12 protein-coding genes are annotated in these 16,259 nt (G+C 69.4%); 7 read left to right on the top strand and 5 right to left on the bottom strand.

The features are described 5' to 3' along the window. Positions 1–241 precede the first annotated feature (241 nt). Genes ABZV44_RS03705 through ABZV44_RS03695 form a run of 3 tightly spaced genes read left to right on the top strand, consistent with a single transcriptional unit; the run spans position 242 to position 5,675 of the window. Positions 242–2,770 (top strand): serine/threonine-protein kinase, encoded by a 2,529-nt coding sequence (locus tag ABZV44_RS03705; protein ID WP_354831468.1) that lies wholly within the window; start codon positions 242–244, stop codon positions 2,768–2,770. Next, positions 2,767–4,968, top strand: a complete 2,202-nt coding sequence (locus ABZV44_RS03700; RefSeq protein ID WP_354831465.1) for a protein kinase — start codon at positions 2,767–2,769, stop codon at positions 4,966–4,968. Before ABZV44_RS03705 ends, ABZV44_RS03700 begins: the two co-directional genes overlap by 4 nt. A 20-nt stretch (positions 4,969–4,988) precedes the next feature. Next, a complete protein-coding gene (locus tag ABZV44_RS03695) occupies positions 4,989–5,675 on the top strand; it encodes a nucleoside/nucleotide kinase family protein (RefSeq protein WP_354831463.1) in 687 nt (228 codons plus the stop codon). 5 nt (positions 5,676–5,680) lie between these two features. On the opposite strand, the gene ABZV44_RS03690 is transcribed toward ABZV44_RS03695, so the two are convergent. Genes ABZV44_RS03690 through ABZV44_RS03680 form a run of 3 tightly spaced genes read right to left on the bottom strand, consistent with a single transcriptional unit; the run spans position 5,681 to position 9,098 of the window. Then, complete coding sequence (locus tag ABZV44_RS03690) at positions 5,681–6,574, bottom strand: PfkB family carbohydrate kinase (RefSeq protein WP_354831461.1); 894 nt, start codon at positions 6,572–6,574, stop codon at positions 5,681–5,683. A gap of 20 nt (positions 6,575–6,594) precedes the next feature. Beyond that, a complete protein-coding gene (locus tag ABZV44_RS03685) occupies positions 6,595–7,425 on the bottom strand; it encodes an SDR family oxidoreductase (RefSeq protein ID WP_354831458.1) in 831 nt (276 codons plus the stop codon). Next, entirely contained in the window at positions 7,425–9,098 is a 1,674-nt protein-coding gene (locus ABZV44_RS03680; RefSeq protein WP_354831455.1) for an aldehyde dehydrogenase family protein, read from the bottom strand. Before ABZV44_RS03680 ends, ABZV44_RS03685 begins: the two co-directional genes overlap by 1 nt. Positions 9,099–9,256: 158 nt before the next feature. On the opposite strand from ABZV44_RS03680, the gene ABZV44_RS03675 reads away from it, so the two are divergent. Beyond that, positions 9,257–10,504 (top strand): helix-turn-helix domain-containing protein, encoded by a 1,248-nt coding sequence (locus tag ABZV44_RS03675; protein ID WP_354831453.1) that lies wholly within the window; start codon positions 9,257–9,259, stop codon positions 10,502–10,504. Positions 10,505–10,515: 11 nt separating this feature from the next. Here ABZV44_RS03675 and ABZV44_RS03670 read toward each other — a convergent pair whose 3' ends face one another. Continuing rightward, complete coding sequence (locus ABZV44_RS03670) at positions 10,516–10,785, bottom strand: DUF2277 family protein (RefSeq protein ID WP_354831450.1); 270 nt, start codon at positions 10,783–10,785, stop codon at positions 10,516–10,518. Positions 10,786–11,001: 216 nt separating this feature from the next. Here ABZV44_RS03670 and ABZV44_RS03665 point away from each other — a divergent pair, with 216 nt between their 5' ends. Then, positions 11,002–11,826: a DUF1266 domain-containing protein gene (locus ABZV44_RS03665; protein WP_354831449.1), complete on the top strand. Its 825-nt coding sequence runs from the start codon at positions 11,002–11,004 to the stop codon at positions 11,824–11,826. A 57-nt stretch (positions 11,827–11,883) separates the two neighbouring features. Here the strand turns inward: ABZV44_RS03665 and ABZV44_RS03660 are convergent, their stop codons facing one another. Continuing rightward, positions 11,884–12,750, bottom strand: coding sequence for a hypothetical protein (locus tag ABZV44_RS03660; RefSeq protein WP_354831447.1), 867 nt, complete (start codon positions 12,748–12,750; stop codon positions 11,884–11,886). A 368-nt stretch (positions 12,751–13,118) separates the two neighbouring features. Here ABZV44_RS03660 and ftsH point away from each other — a divergent pair, with 368 nt between their 5' ends. Beyond that, positions 13,119–15,482, top strand: coding sequence for an ATP-dependent zinc metalloprotease FtsH (ftsH, locus tag ABZV44_RS03655; protein WP_354831444.1), 2,364 nt, complete (start codon positions 13,119–13,121; stop codon positions 15,480–15,482). A 176-nt stretch (positions 15,483–15,658) separates the two neighbouring features. Further along, positions 15,659–16,258: a GTP cyclohydrolase I FolE gene (gene folE / locus ABZV44_RS03650; RefSeq protein WP_354831442.1), complete on the top strand. Its 600-nt coding sequence runs from the start codon at positions 15,659–15,661 to the stop codon at positions 16,256–16,258. Position 16,259 lies beyond the last annotated feature (1 nt).

The raw sequence follows: 16,259 nt of genomic DNA, 5'->3' as shown, positions 1-16,259 counted from the left end.
TGCCGGCTGTGGCGATTTCAGCCGCTAGCGCCGTGCCCTCGTCGTGCATGCTGATGTTCCCCCGTCGCCTCGTGTCGAAATCGGGTGATCCGCTCGTGAGCCGCAAGTTATCATTCCGGCTAGCAGTCGGGGATGATGGTGTGGGGTGTGGCGGGTTCTTTGTCCCAATCTCAGAATCCACGACATCCTCGGATCGACAGTGCGGATCACGACATCCGTGCCGAGCCAGAGGGGTGCGGACATGGCTTCTGGTTCCGACCACCGTTCCGGCGGTTACTCGGCGAAAACGGAATCGAGTGCGATCGCCGCCTTCACGGCGGCGTGGGACTCCACTGCGGCTCCGCCCCGGATCGCCGACTATCTGCCCGACGCCACCACGCTGCGACGGGGTGCGCTGATCGAGCTCATCCGGGTGGACATGCGCCACCGCTGGCTGCACCGACCCGCCGGAACCGAGGTCTCCCCGCCCAAACGGCTGCGCGACTACTGCGTCGAATTCCCCGAACTCGCGGATCGGGATCTGCCCGCCGGGCTGGTGTACGAGGAGTTCGTCATCCGCCGGCACAGCGGCGAGCGCGTGGATCCGCGCGACTGCCTGCGCGAATATCCGTATCAGGCGACCGAGCTGCGGGAACTGCTGAATGCCGACGACGACGATCAGAGCACGCGGCGGGCCGGGCTGGACGAATCCACGCGCGGTGACTTCGGGCTCGAACGCTCCGAGCGGACGCAGCTCGAGCGGACGCAGCTCGAGCCCACCGCCCGGCCCGGGCCGGCCGTGGACGGCGACACCACCCGGGTACCCGAACCGGGTGAGGTGACGCTGTACGAGGAACCCTCGCAGCTGGTCGGCGCGCCGGCCGAGCCCACCCCGGCCACCGGCGGGATCACCACGCCCGAGACCGGGGAACTGCTCGATCGCATCGAAATCGGGCAGCGCATCGATGATTTCGACCTGCTGACAAGTCTTGGTTCCGGGGCGTTCGCCCGGGTGTTCCTGGCCCGGCAGCGCTCCCTGCAGCGGCTGGTGGCGGTGAAGATCTCCGCCGACCACGGCACCGAGCCGCAGACCCTGGCCCAGCTCGACCACGACTACATCGTGCGGGTCTTCGACCAGCGGCTGATGTCGGACCTGCGCACCGACTCCGGCCGGCGACTGCGACTGCTGTACATGCAGTTCCTGCCCGGCGGCACCCTGCTCGGCGTGCTGCGCTGGGTGCGGGCCACCCCGCCCGGGCAACGCAGCGGACGGCTACTGCTGGACGCGGTCGACGCGGCCATGGAGGAGAAGGGCGAGATCCGGCCCACCGACTCCAGCGTGCGCGCCGAGCTGGCCGGGCTGTCCTGGCCGGAAACCGTGGCGTGGCTGGGCCGCCGGCTGGCCGAGGCACTGGATTACGCGGACGGGCACGGGGTCCTGCACCGGGACGTGAAGCCCGCGAATGTGCTGCTCACCGCCGAGGCGGTACCGAAACTGGCCGACTTCAACATCAGCTTCAGCCGGAATATCGACAGTGCCGGTCCGGTCGCGTACTTCGGCGGTTCGCTGTCCTACATGTCCCCGGAACAGCTGGACGCGTGCCACCCCGGCACCGCCAGCAGCGCCGGCGACCTGGACACCCGCGCCGATATCTTCTCCCTCGGCGTGGTGTTGTGGGAGCTGCTCACGGGGGCGAAACCCTTCGACGACACCACCGCCGGGCCCGGCGATCACGGCGACCGCACCACCCTCGAGGCCATGCTCGCGCGGCGGCGCGGTGGCGTCGACACCGCCGCCCTCGGCCGGGTGCCGCCCGACTGCCCCGCCGCGCTGCGCCGGGTCCTGCTCACCTGCCTGGAGCCCACCCGCGAACAGCGCTGGAGCAGCGGCGGGATCCTGGCCAAACAGCTCGACATGTGCCTGGACGAACGCGCCCGCGACCTGGTCGACCCGCCGCCGCACAGCTGGCGGATGCGGTTGCGGCCGTGGATGATTCCGCTGGTCACGCTGGCCATCGTGGTGCCGAACCTGCTGGCGTCGCTGTACAACATCGCGCACAACCGGGCCTTCATCATCAACCACCTGTCCGAGTCGGCCATGCACACCTTCATGGTCACCACGACCACGGTGAACCTGGTGTTCTTCCCGCTCGGGACGGCCGTCATCGCCTATCTGTGCCGGTCCCTGATCTTTGTGCCGCGCGGGGTGCGGCTGGGCCGCGAATACGACGCGGAGACCCTGCGCAGAGCCCGCGGGGACGTGCTGCTGGCCGGGGAGCGCATCTCCCTGGTGGTGTTCTCGCTGTGGGTGCTCGCGGGCATCACCTTCCCGACGGTGCTGCGCATGACGGCTCCCGACCTACCGGCCCGTGGCATGGTGCACTTCCTGGTGTCGCTGGTGGTGTGCGGGGCCATCGCCGTGGCGTATCCGTTCTTCCTCGTGGCCTTCTATCTGGTGCGGTGCATCTATCCGATGTTCCTGCGGCAAGGGGACATCAGCGCCGAGGACGCGGTGTGGCTGCACCGGCTGGGCCACCGCTGCACCACCTATCTGGCGGTCGCGGCGTCGGTCCCGCTGCTGGCGGTGGCGGGCGTGACGTTCCTTCCGCCGGACGACATTCCGCAGGTGATCGTCGCGGTGCGGGTGCTCAGCGTCGGCGGGATCGCGGCCTTCGTCCTGATCTATGCCATGTTCCGGGCGCTGGAGGCCGACCTGGCGGCGCTGGAGCGGGTGGTGTCGTCGACCCCCTCGTCGCGGGCGCGCGGAAACGGGGCGGGTACCGAATCGTGAGTGAACTCGCAGCGCAAGCCCTCGCCCGCTTCGCTGCCGACTGGGAATCCACCCTGCGCGGCGACCGCGGCGAACCGCCGCCCCTGGCCGGCTATCTGCCCGACGGCGATGAGGTGCGGCTCGCGGTCCTCACCGATCTGGTGCGGGTGGACATGCGGCAGCGCCGGCGGCGCGCCGGAATGGAGAAGCGGCTCGCGGAGTACCGCCGGGAATTCCCGGAGGTGGGGACCAGCCCGGACTTCGCCGACCTGGTCTGCGAGGAGTACGTGGCCCGCAGCCGCTTCCGGCCGGTGGACGTGGACAGCTTCACCGCCGAGTACCCGGAGGCGGCCACCGAGATCCGCCGCCGCTTCACCGGCGACACCCCGCCGCCCCCGCCGCCCGCGCTGCCCGCGGGCATCGGAACCGGCCGCCGCCTCGACGATTTCGACCTGCTCACCGATCTCGGCGGCCGTGAACACAGCCGCATGTTCCTGGCCCGGCAGCGGTCCATGCAGCGGCTGGTCGCGGTGCGGGTGGAGGCGGGCGTGGACAGCGACACCGACACCGTCGCGCAGCTCGACCACCAGCACATCGTGCGGGTCTTCGACCAGCGCCTGATTGCCGACGGCAGCACCGGAAAACCGTTGCGGCTGTTGTACATGCAGTACCTGCCCGGCGGCACCGTCGACGGCGTGCTGGCCCGGCTGCGGCAGGAATCCGCGACGGCCGGGCGCGACAGCGCCGATGGCGGACTGCTGCTGCGGGCCATCGACGCGGCCATGGAGGCCAAGGGTGAGATCCGGCCGGCCGGGTCCCGGGTGCGGGCCGAGATCGCCGGACTGAGCTGGCCGGAAACGGTGGCGTGGGTGGGGCGGCGGCTGGCGGAGGCGCTCGACTACGGGTTGCGGCAGGGGGTGCTGCATCGCGACATCCGGCCCGGAAATGTGCTCCTCACGGCGGAAGGGGTGCCCAAGCTCGCGGATTTCGCGCTGGGGCCGGTGTACTGGAGTGGGGCGTTCCTCGGGGCGGGCGCGAATGATGCCGGGGCGCTGCGGTATCGGTCGCCCGAGGCGCTGGCCGCGCAGCTGGATCCGGCCGCGCCGCTGCCGGACACCCGCGGCGACATCTACTCGCTCGGACTCGTGCTGTGGGAAATGCTCACGGGCGCACTGCCATTCGACGATGCGGGCGCCGGGACCGATACCGGGGCGATGCGGGCCATGCTGGCCCGGCGGCTGGCGGGCGTGCCCGCGGCGGCCCTGGACACGCTGCCCGCCGACACCCCGGCCGCCCTGCGGCGGGTGCTGCTGGAATGTCTGCAACCCGATCCGGCGCGGCGCTGGCAGACCGGCGGCCAGCTGGCCGGGCAGCTCAACCTGTGCCTCGATCCGCGGGCCCGGGATCTGGTGGATCCGCCGCCGCACACACTGTGGGCCCGATTGCGCGGCTGGCCGGTGCCGATCGCGATGCTGTGCGTGGGCCTGCCGAATGCCGTGGCCAGCTGGTACAACGTCCGGATCAACCAGAGTCTCGTCGTGAATGAGCTGCCGCTGGTGGATCAGCAGCGGTTCGAGCAGGTGGCGCTGGTGAACAATCTGGTCGCCTTCCCGCTGGCGGCGCTGCTGCTGTTGTGGCTGGCGCGGCGGCCGCTGACCGTCTCCTACCGCTTGGCCCGCGGGCACCGGTACACCCCGGCCCAGCTGGCCCACGCCCGCGCCGACACGCTGCTGATGGGGGAGCGGGCGGTGTGGGTGCCGTTCGCCATGTGGCTGATCGCCGGGGTGGCGTGGCCGCTGGCCCTGTCCGATACGGGAGCGCGGTTGCCGCACAATGCCTTCGCGCACTTCTTCACCGCGCAGGTGGTGTGCGCGACCATCGCGCTGGCCTATCCGTTCTTCCTGATCATGGTGTACGCGGTGCGGTCGCTGTATCCGCAGCTGCTGGCGCGCGGTTCGGTGGGGCCCGCCGATCGGCGGCAGCTGTCGGCGCTGGCGCGGCGCAGCAATTTCTATCTCGCCGCGGCCGCGTCGGTGCCGCTGCTGGCGGTGGCCACCGTGACCTTCGTGTCGACCGCCGATCTGTCGCTGGTGATCGTGCCGCTGCGGCTGATCAGTGTCGGCGGCGTGCTGGCGTTCGTGATCACCTACCGGCTCTCGCGGCTGCTGGAGGAGGACCTGCACGCGCTGGTGCGTGCCATTCCCGAAGGCGGGCATTGATTCCCCGTAGGCTCGGAGGGGTGGCGATACGTGGCAGTGTCGAAACCTCGTTGGCGGAGTTGGCGGCTCGCGTTCGCCGCCGCGCCGACGGGCATTCCGGTCGGTTTCTGCTCGGTATCGCGGGCCCGCCCGGTGCCGGCAAATCCACTCTCGCCCGCGGCATTCGCGACGAACTGAATCTGGCCGCCGGCGCTTCGATCGCCGAAGTCGCGCCCATGGACGGATTCCACCTCACCAACGCCCAGCTGCGCGCCGCCGGATTCCTCGATCGCAAGGGCGAACCCGACACCTTCGACATCGACGGCTATGTGGCCCGGCTGCGCACCGTTCGCGAGACCGAGCCGGGCACGCCGGTGTCCTGGCCCACCTACGATCGCGAGATCCACGAACCGGTCCCCGGCGGCATCGTGTTCGATCGCCAATCCATCGTGGTGACCGAGGGCAACTACCTGCTGCTCGATGATCGTGCCCACCCGGCTTGGGCCGCCGTGCGCCCGCTGCTCGACGAGACCTGGTACCTGGACGTGCCGCGGCCGATCATCGAACAACGCCTGTTGCGCCGTCACATTCGCGGCGGCCGCACCCTCGAGGCCGCGCGGGCCAAGGTGGCGCACAGCGACCTCCGCAATGCCGCCCTCGTCGAATCCACCCGCACCCGCGCCGATCTGGTGCTGCGCAAGGCCGGACGCCGCTACCGCATCGACTGAACGCGTTATCCAATCGACCGAATATCGAAGTGCCGCATCCATTCCCGGGTGCCGAGGAAACCGCAGGAGGCCGTCGCCACCGCGGCCGCGCGCCGCAGTGCGACCGGGAAATCCGCGCCACGCTCGTGAAAATGGCAGAACGCGCCGTGCAGAATGTCGCCCGCCCCGAGGGTGTCCACCGCCGGCGCCGCGGGGACGGGGATCTCGCCGCGTTCGCCGGGCAGCGAGTATCGGATCGGGCCGCCACCACCGGTGATCGCGACCAGCCGCGGTCCCGCCGCGTGCAGGTGGTCGAACACCTCACCGGCCGAATCGCCCTGTACCCCAGGCGGAGTGAAGGCACTCGAGCAGATGGCGATATCGACGACCGGCAGCAGTGCGCCGTGCACCGGACGCCAGCGGCCGGCATCCAGCACCACGGGCACGCCCGCCGCCCGCGCCGCCGTCGCCAGCCGTAGCGCGGGTTCGGGATAGTGGCCGTCCACCAGCAGCACCGTGGCGCTGTCGAGCACCTCGGCCGCGGTCTCGTCGAGGGCCGGGTCGACCCGGGATCCGTCCAGCGACACGATGGTCCGGGTGGCCGTCGCAGTGGCGACGATGATCGAGGACACCGGCGGCTGCTGATCGCCGTCGGGCGTGAGGTCCACGGCGGTGACCCCGTGCCGCTGCAGATCACCGCGAATCAGTTCCGCCAGTGGATGTTTGCCCAGCGCGGTCACCAGGGCCGGGGTCGCGCCGGACAGGAAGGCGTAGGTCACCGCCGCATTGGCGGCCGGTCCGCCCGCGCCGAGGAACAGGTCGGCGGCCTGGGTCTTGGAGTCCTCGGCGGGATACCGGTCGACGGCATAGGCGAGATCCAGTGTCGACAATCCGGCGAAAACCGCACTCCTGCTACCCATGCCGCCGACCCTACGGTGAGCTACTCGCGCACCCGGTTCTCATAGGCCTTGCGCGCGTCGGAGTCCACATCGTCCAGGAACGCGCTCTGCGCACCCAGCGCGCGCCCGACGGCATCGCCCACCGACTGCGGCAGCAGACCCACCACCTGCGAGATGATGCCCGCCACCGCCGTGACGCGAACCTTGGAGCGCGGCTCCACGATCAGCTTGGTGATGGCGTCGGCGATCTCCTCCGGCTCGGCCGGACGCAGCAGCTTGGGCCCCGTAACCCCGGATCCCAGTTCGGTTCTGGTGAGCGTCGGCAGCACCGAGGAGAAGCGCAGCCCGGTGCCCCGGTACTCCTCGCGCAGGGTGTCGGTGAAGCCCAGCACCGCGTGCTTGCTGGCGTTGTAGGTGGCCAGGCCCGGAATGTGGGTCTCGCCGGCGAGCGAGGCGATATTGATGACGTGCCCGCGCCCGCGCGGCAGCATGCGCCCGATGGCCAGCTTGGAACCGAGGATCACGCCGTACACATTGATATCGAGGATGCGGCGGGTGATCTGATCCGGTTCGTCCACCACGCGGCCGGTGGGCATGATCCCGGCATTGTTGATGAGCACGTCGATCGGGCCGAGGCGGCGCTCCACCTCGTCGAGGAAGGCGTCGAAGGACTGGTGGTCGGTGACGTCCAGCCGGTCGTAGACGTCGAAACCCCGTGCGGCGCCGGACTCTTTGACGGTGGTCTCGTCGATATCGCCGATGGCGATCCTGGCGCCGAGGGCCTGCAGGGCGGTCGCGGTGGCCAGGCCGATGCCGCGCGCACCGCCGGTGATCACCACGACCTTGCCGGCGATCGTTCCGAAGTCGGTCATCACATCCCCCGCACGGTCTTGATGATGGCGGGCAGGTTGATCCGCCGCAGTCCGCGGGTGCCCGCGGCCCGCATGGCGCCCATGGCGATGGTCAGCTTGGCCGGCGAATACGGGAACCACAGCGGCTCTTTGGTTTGCGTCGGCAGGATCGGCTTGGTGATGGCCTGCTGACGGCAGTACTTGCGCACGCCGTTGGCACCGCCCCAGCGCGCGCCGGCGCCGGACAGGCCCCAGCCGCCCATGGGCAGCGCGAAGCTGAACATATTGGCGAACACGTCGTTGATGTTCACCGCGCCCGCGTTGAGTTGGCGCGCAACGCGTTCGGCGCGATCCTTGTCGCCGGACCAGACCGAGGCGGACAGGCCGTAGATCGAATCATTGGCCAGGCGAATGGCTTCCGCCTCGTCGGCCACCTTCATGACCGGCAGCGTGGGCCCGAAGGTCTCCTCGGTCATGCAGGTCATGGTGTGATCCACGTCGGCGAGCACGGTCGGCTCGAAGAGCGTGCCGACGCCGGTGCGCTTGCCGCCGGTCGTGACGCGTGCACCCGCCTTGACGGCCTCCTCGACGTGCCGCTGCACGATCTGCGCCTGGTTCTCGTTGGCGAGTGCGCCCATGTCGTACCGGGGTTGGCGGCCGTCCACGCCCTGGCGGACCTCCTTGACGGCGGCGGTCAGCTTCGCCAGGAACTCGTCGTAGACAGGGGCTTCCACGTACACGCGCTCGACCGAGATGCACACCTGCCCGGCGTTGAACAGTCCGCCGAAGGCGATGCCGTGCGCGGCGCGATCCAGGTCGGCGTCGGCCAGCACGATGGCCGGGTCCTTGCCGCCGAGCTCCAGGCTGAACGGGATCATCCGCTCGGTGCAGGCCGCCGCGATCTTGCGGCCGGTGGCGGTGGAACCGGTGAACTGGATGTAGTCGGCGTTCCCGACCACGGCCGCGCCCGTCTCGCCCGCGCCGGTGACCACCTCGAACACCGGCGGTGCGCCGATCTCGCGCCAGCCGCGCGCGAGCTCGACCGCCGAAAGCGGTGTCACCTCGGAGGGTTTCAGGATGACGGCGGCGCCCGCGGCCAGCGCCGGAATCACGTCGATGACCGGCATGGCCAGCGGGAAGTTCCACGGCGTGATCACACCGACCACCGGATAGGGCCGGAACACGGTGGTCAGCTGCTTGACCCGGGCCAGCGGGCTGTGCGGCGAAGGGTGTTCGTCGGCAAGGAATTTCGCGGCGCGGCGGGCGTAGTAGCCGGTCAGATCGACCGAGAACGCCGGGTCGATGAGCGAGTCCACCCGGGCCTTACCGGTTTCGGACTGCAGCACGTCGGCCAGGCGATCGGTGTTGTCCACCAGCCAGTCCTGCAGCTTGAGCAGCCACTCCTTGCGCCCGTCGGGACCCAGGGCCTCCCAGGCGGGCTGCTGCGCGCGCAGGGCGGCGACCTTGGTGGCGACCGTCTCGGCCGAATCGATCGGTACCGTGCCCGCGAGTGCGCCGGTCGCCGGGTTGCGGACCTCGAGTTCGGTGGCGGGCGCCGGGGCCGCCTCCGGTTTCGGGGTGGCTCCCGGTTTCGGGGTGGCTCCCGGTTTCGGGGTGGCCTTGACGGCGGTCCCGGCCGGCTTGCGGGTCCCGGTCTTGCGAGCGGTGCCCGCGGCGGGTTCGGTATTGGTCACGATGTGCCTCTCCCCACGTGCGCTACGTTGCGACGGCGAGCTGTGCCCCAGCTCACTGGACTATGATCGTGACACAATTTCGTGAGCCCATGCTTGGCCAATCGGGTCAATTGTTCCGGTCGGTTTTGTGCTCTGAGTACAACCTCGGAGGAGTGCCCGTGGTGACGCCCGCGAACCCGGCGGAGATCCGGCTCTGGATCGCCGATTTCGTCGCGGAAACCCTCCCGGCCGAAACCCTGGAACAGGTCGTCACCCGCCTCGACGACGCCATCATCGCCCGCATCCCGGAGATGCGGGACCGCGATATGCGCCGCGACCTGGCCGCCAGCAGCCGCGCCCACGCGGTCGCCGTGCTCAGCGGCCTCACCCAGGACCTGTTCGAATACCCGGTCCCGCCGGAGGCGCACGCCTTCGCCCGCACCGTCGCCCGCCGCGGCTATGACGTGCGGCTGCTGCTGCGCGTCTACCACCTCGGCCAGGAGGCGGTCATCGATTACATGACCGAGGTGCTCGAACAGCGGCAGCTGCCGCAGGACATCGAAAGATCGGTGCTGCTGAGGCTTTTCGACCGCACCACGCGCTGGGTCAGCACCTCGGTCGAGGCTCTCACCGACACCTACATGGCCGAGCGGGAGCGGGGCCTGCGCGCCGCGTTCACCCAGCGCGCCGAGACCGTGCGCGCCCTGCTGGACGGCGCCGAGGTGGATATCGAAACCGCTTCGGGCCGGCTCGGATACCGGCTGGCGCAGCGGCATCTGGCGCTGGTGCTGTGGACGGACGAGGATGCCGCGCCACTGCCGTCGGACGGCACCGGCGAGGCCGTCGGCCGGCTCGACCGGATCGTAGCCCGCTACGCGGGCACGTTCGGCAACGGCAGCCTGCTCACCGTGCCCTCGGGTGCGACCGCGCTGTGGGCGTGGATCGGCGTGGACGACGCGCTGCCCGAGCCCGGCGATCCGGTGTGGTCGGTGGACGCGCCCGTGCGGGTGGCGATCGGCGTGCCCGCCGCGCACGCCGCCGGCTTCCGGGCCGGTCACCGGGAGGCGGTCGCCGCCCGGCAGGTCGCCGAGCGCGCCCGCCCGGGCCTGCCGCGGGCACTGCACTACACGGAGGTGGAGATCGCCTATCTGGCGGGATCCGACGAGACCGCCATGCGTTCGCTCATCGACAGGGAACTGGGCGCACTCGCCGCACCCGACGCACAGTCGGCGCGACTGCGGGAAACCTTGCATGCCTACCTGCGAGCCCGCCGCAGCCCGGACGCGGCCGCGAAACTGCTCGGCGTGCACAAGAACACGGTGCGATACCGGATTCAGCGCATAGAAGAACTACTCGGTCACTCTCTCGACCAGCGTGGTACGCGACTGGAGGTCGCGCTCGACTGCGTGGCGGTCTACGGCGTGTGAGTCGGCGAGCGTCAGCTCGCTTCCTCCGCGACGGTGTCCCGGGCGGCGCGTCGCCGGGCGGGCGGCTCGCCTTCGGAGGCCCGGCGCTCCGGTAATTCCGCCAGTAATTGCGTGGTGGCCGCGGCAATGGCGGCCACCGCCTTGTCCACCGCGGCCTTGGTGGCCGTCGTCAATCCCGACACCCCGCCGACTTTGCGCACGTATTCCTGCGCCGCTGCGTAGATTTCCTGCTCCGTGGCGGCCGGACTCAGCCCGCGGAGGAGGGTGATGTTCCCACTCATGCCCCCAGAGGTTAGCGCCCGATTACCCGCTGTGACAGGGCAAGATTCAGACAATTGCGTGAGTGTGTCGCGCCGCGCCCGTGAGAATGTCGCACAGTGGCATCCGGAATTCCGAACCGAATGGTTTGCCGATTATTCGCACCCGACGCGGCCGGTGTGGCACACGCGATCGGCGAATAGCGGGCCACTCCAAGATCGATGGGGAACAATCGGGGTATGGCTGCCCGCGACGTGCCCACGCTGACGACTTTTCCGTACCCGGAGCTGGACCAGCGCGAGGACGATCACTGGTCCGGTGCGCAGGTCTCCGACGACGAACTGCGCGCCCTCTCGCTCGGCGGCTTCTACTCCTCCCGCTGGGACGCCTTCCACGACGCCCTGCTGCTCGGCCCCGAACGCGACCATCCCCTCGGTGATCGCCGCGAACTTGCCATCGACACCCTCACCGGCGCCTGGGGCATCACCGACGGCACCGAGGCCATGGCCTCGATGGAACAGCTGCTGGACGGTATGCACGGTCCGCTCTACGCGCTCGTGCATCCACTCGTCATGGCGGCCATCAACTCCCCTGAACGGGATCGCTTCGGCGAGCGCGCCGATCGGCACCGCGCGTTCCTGCGGCAGGTCGGCTCGTTCCGGGGCATGGAGAATCCGGAAGCGCTGGTCCGCGATTACGACATCTGGTCGCAGGCCATCAAACTCGGCCTCACCGACCATCTGGTGCGCCCGCTGCCCACCGATATCCAGGCCTGGGATCTGGCCCGCGTGGTCGCCGTCGCCCGCATGGCCTATACAGCGGGCTACCTCGACGCCGATGTCGCCTGGGATTACCTCATGCGCGCACTGCCCCCGGCCCAGCGGAAATACCGGAACTGGCGGCAATTCGGCGATGCCTATCTCGCCGGGTGGACCTACTGGCAGGCGTGCGAGGACCTCGCGGAACTGAAATCCGGTGGCGTGGACCGGCGGATGGAATTGCTGCGCCTGTGGATGCGCCCCACCAGTCCGTGGCGGCGTATCGCTCTGCAGCCGGACGAATAAGCCGGTCGGGTTCGGGGGGCTTGACCCCCAAACCTTTTCACTCGATCCGCTCGGTGCTCAATCGGGCAGGGACCGGAGAATTCCGCGTCCGTACCGCTGGAACTGCGCGTCGTCGACCATGCCGAGCGAATGCCGCTCGACCAGCAATTCCCATTCGGAGTACAGCTTCGCCACGCCCGGATCCGCCGGCCCGGCGGCGCCGTCGGCCACCTCGCGCTGGATGGCGAAATTCAAAGCGCCCGTTACCCGATCGGTGTCGGCCCGGTCGGTGCCGGTGAAATGCCAGGTCAGATTGCCGTCGCTGACCTCGACGCCGTATTCGGCGAGCACGGCGCCCGGCGCCTCGGCGTCGTCGGTGGTGCGTGCCCACAGCAGGGTCGCCACCGGTAGCTCGTGGGCGAAACGCTTGCCCGAGCTCAGCGAGACGAAGATCATCCGGGTGGTGGTGATCGCGAGCAGTCCGGTGGCCCGGGGAGCGGGCGCCTGCGCGGTGACGAGGGCGGTCTCCAGCACGTATTCGCCGGGGGTGACATAGCGCTGCAGCGCGGCGACGGCCGCCTTGGCGTCCCGCTTGGGCGCCATCCGGCGTACCGCGCGATCCACATCCGCGCGGGCGGGTCCGCTGCGTCCCCAGGAGGGCGCGGGCGGGGTGAGGTCGGGGGCGGCCACGTCCAGTCGCTGGGTGGCCAGGATCTGATTGTTGATGCGCTCGACGATGACGGTGGCGGCGGGCACATCGTGCTCGGCGATGAGCACCGGCAGCGGGGTCCGGTCGGCGGGGACGCCGGTCAGGACGGGGGTCGGGTAGCGCAAATATATTTCGATGACGACGGCGTCATCGGCGCGCCGGTTCAAACGCACCTTGAGCAGGTCGCTTACCGGCACGTCGAGCACGCGCTCGCCGTCGGTTCCAGGCCGCAGCACCGTCAAACGCCCGTTGCCATGACGCACAATCGCTGTGGGTGTCCGTAGCTCGACTATGTCCATACCCCCTGCGCTCTGTTGTGTCGTCACTCACGATGAGACGACCATGCCATGATTGTGACCACTCGGTCCGACACCAGGGGGTGATCGACCCAGTGTGTTGCCGCAGATGGTCGGGGAACCACCCGCGTTCTCCAGCCGTTTACCTGTTGAACTGCACTAGCTGCCGAACTGCGCGATGTAACGACTAGACCGTACGCGGTAACGTGGCATGTCCGCATCCGTTCGCCGGAACGGGCGTGCCACGCAAGCATCGCAGGCAAACCGGATACACCCCCCGGAAAGGACTGGCCGCCGGCCGACGCTCTATGAACCGCAAGACTGTGTTCCGCAACCTGGCCATAGTCGCGGGCTTCCTGCTCGTGATCTGGTTGGTCAGCTATTTCAGCAACGACACGCGCGGCTGGCATAGCGTCGATACCTCGGTGGCGCTTTCCCAGCTCCAGGACAAGTCGAATGTCGATTCGGTCCAGATCGACGACAAAGAACAGCAACTGCGCATCACGCTGAAGAACGGCAATGATGCCACCAAGGGCGAGACCAAGCTCATCGCCAAGTATCCGGGCGGCGGCGAGGTGTCCGCGCAGGTCTTCAAGGCCGCGCAGGATTCCGGCGCCAAGGTCAACACCACTGTCAAGCAGGATTCCTGGCTGAGCCAGATTCTGCTGTTCATGCTGCCCATGGTGATTCTGCTGGGCCTGTTCATCTTCGTGATGGCGCGCATGCAGGGCGGCGGCCGTGGCGGCATGATGGGCTTCGGCAAGTCGAAGGCCAAACTGCTGTCGAAGGACATGCCCAAGACCACCTTCCAGGATGTGGCGGGCGCCGACGAGGCCATCGAAGAGCTCTACGAGATCAAGGACTTCCTGCAGAACCCGGCCCGGTATCAGGCGCTGGGCGCGAAGATCCCCAAGGGCGTGCTGCTCTACGGTCCGCCCGGTACCGGTAAGACGTTGCTGGCCAAGGCTGTTGCCGGTGAGGCCGGGGTGCCGTTCTTCACCATCTCGGGTTCGGACTTCGTCGAGATGTTCGTCGGTGTCGGCGCCTCCCGCGTGCGCGATCTGTTCGATCAGGCCAAGCAGAACAGCCCCTGCATCATCTTCGTGGACGAGATCGACGCGGTCGGCCGCCAGCGTGGCGCCGGTCTGGGCGGCGGTCACGACGAGCGCGAGCAGACCCTGAACCAGCTGCTGGTGGAGATGGACGGCTTCGGTGAGCGCACCGGCGTCATCATCATGGCGGCCACCAACCGGCCCGACATCCTGGACCCGGCGCTGCTGCGCCCGGGCCGTTTCGACCGGCAGATCCCGGTCGGCAACCCGGACCTGAACGGCCGCCGCGCGATTCTGCAGGTGCACTCCAAGGGCAAGCCGATCGCGACCGACGCCGACCTGGAGGGTCTGGCCAAGCGCACCGTCGGCATGTCGGGTGCGGACCTGGCCAATGTGATCAACGAGGCCGCGCTGCTCACCGCGCGTGAACACGGCAATGTGATCACCGGTGCGGCCCTGGAGGAGTCGGTCGACCGTGTCATCGGCGGCCCTCGCCGCAAGTCGCGGGTGATCAGCGAGCACGAGAAGAAGATCACCGCCTATCACGAGGCCGGTCACACCCTGGCGGCCTGGGCGATGCCCGATATCGAGCCCGTCTACAAGGTCACCATCCTGGCCCGCGGCCGCACCGGCGGTCACGCCATGACGGTGCCCGAGGACGACAAGGGTCTGATGACCCGTTCGGAGATGATCGCCCGCCTGGTCATGGCCATGGGTGGTCGCGCGGCCGAGGAGCTGGTGTTCCACGAGCCGACCACGGGCGCCTCGTCCGATATCGACCAGGCCACCAAGATCGCGCGTGCCATGGTCACCGAGTACGGCATGAGCGCCCGCCTGGGCGCGGTCCGCTACGGCGAGGAGCAGGGCGACCCGTTCCTCGGCCGGTCCATGGGCATGGCGTCGAGCTACTCGCACGAGGTGGCCCGCGAGATCGACGAGGAGGTGCGCAACCTCATCGAGGCCGCGCACACCGAGGCGTGGGCGGTGCTCAACGAGTACCGCGACGAGCTGGACTCCCTGGCCACCGCGCTGCTGGAACGCGAGACCCTGCACCGCAAGGATCTCGAGGAAGTGCTGACGACGGTCGAAAAGCGGCCGCGCATCACGGCTTTCAACGATTTCGGTGACCGCACCCCGTCCGATCGCCCGCCGGTGAAGACCCCGCGCGAGCTGGCCGCCGAGCGCGGTGAGCCGTGGCCGGAGGACAATTCGCGGCCGTCGCATCCGGTGGTGCAGCCCGCCAACGGCTATCCGGAACCGGTCTACGGCTCCGCGCAGCCGCAGTACGGCGGCTATCCGGCGCCCGCGCCGCAGGGCTATCCGCTGCCGCAGGCTCCGGCCTATCCGCGGCACGGTGCGCCGACGCACGGTTCGCGTCCGGACTACGGCGCCCCGGCCGGTTGGTCGGCGCCGGGCTGGCCGCCGCAGGAGGACGAGGCCCAGGCCCCGCAGCCGCGCGGCACCTACGGCGGCTGGGCGCCCGCGGGCAACCAGCGCTATCAGCCGGGCGCCCAGTATCAGCCGGGCTACTCACAGCCCGAGCACCCGGCCGCGCAGCCGGCATCCGGGAATGACGAGGACGAGAAGAACGGTTGGGACGGACCGAACGGTCGTCGCTGACCGCGGTCCCGATAGGCTCAATGGGTTCGCGGCCCGCCTCGGGCGGGGTTCGGACGCTGGGTGAACGCCCTCGTCCGGATCCGCCCGAGTGGTTCGGCGACCGCGTCCACGCCGCGTGTGCATGTGCGGCAAGTCAACACAGGAGGTGTCGATTGTCGGCCACCAACAATCGTGTCGTGTCCGGCCTGATCGCGCTCGACACCGGTCGACCGTTCGATCAGGACCGTGCGGAGGCTGCCGTGCGGGAGCTGCTGATCGCGGTCGGCGAGAATCCGGATCGTCCCGGGCTCGCCGACACCCCGTCCCGGGTGGCTCGGGCCTACCGGGAGATGTTCGCCGGACTGTTCACCGATCCGTCCGAGGTGCTCAACACCACCTTCGAGGAGGGGCACCAGGAGCTGGTGCTGGTTCGCGACATTCCCATGTACTCGACCTGTGAGCACCACCTGGTGGCGTTCCACGGTGTCGCGCACGTCGGCTACATTCCGGGCCCGCACGGCCGGGTGACCGGACTGTCCAAGCTGGCCCGCCTGGTCGATCTGTACGCCAAGCGGCCGCAGGTGCAGGAGCGGCTGACCAGCCAGATCGCCGATGCCGTGATGGAGAAGCTGGATCCGCGCGGCGCCATCGTGGTGATCGAGGCCGAGCATCTGTGCATGGCGATGCGCGGTATCCGCAAGCCGGGCGCCTCCACCACCACCTCGGCGGTGCGCGGCATGCTGCAGACCAACGCCTCTTCGCGCGCGGAGGCCCTGGATCTCATTCTGCGAAAGTGAG

The organism is Nocardia sp. NPDC004860 (assembly GCF_040609015.1).
GTDB lineage: Bacteria > Actinomycetota > Actinomycetes > Mycobacteriales > Mycobacteriaceae > Nocardia.
The sequence above is the reverse complement of the archived record's forward strand: the minus strand, read 5'-3'. Positions and strand labels throughout refer to the sequence as shown.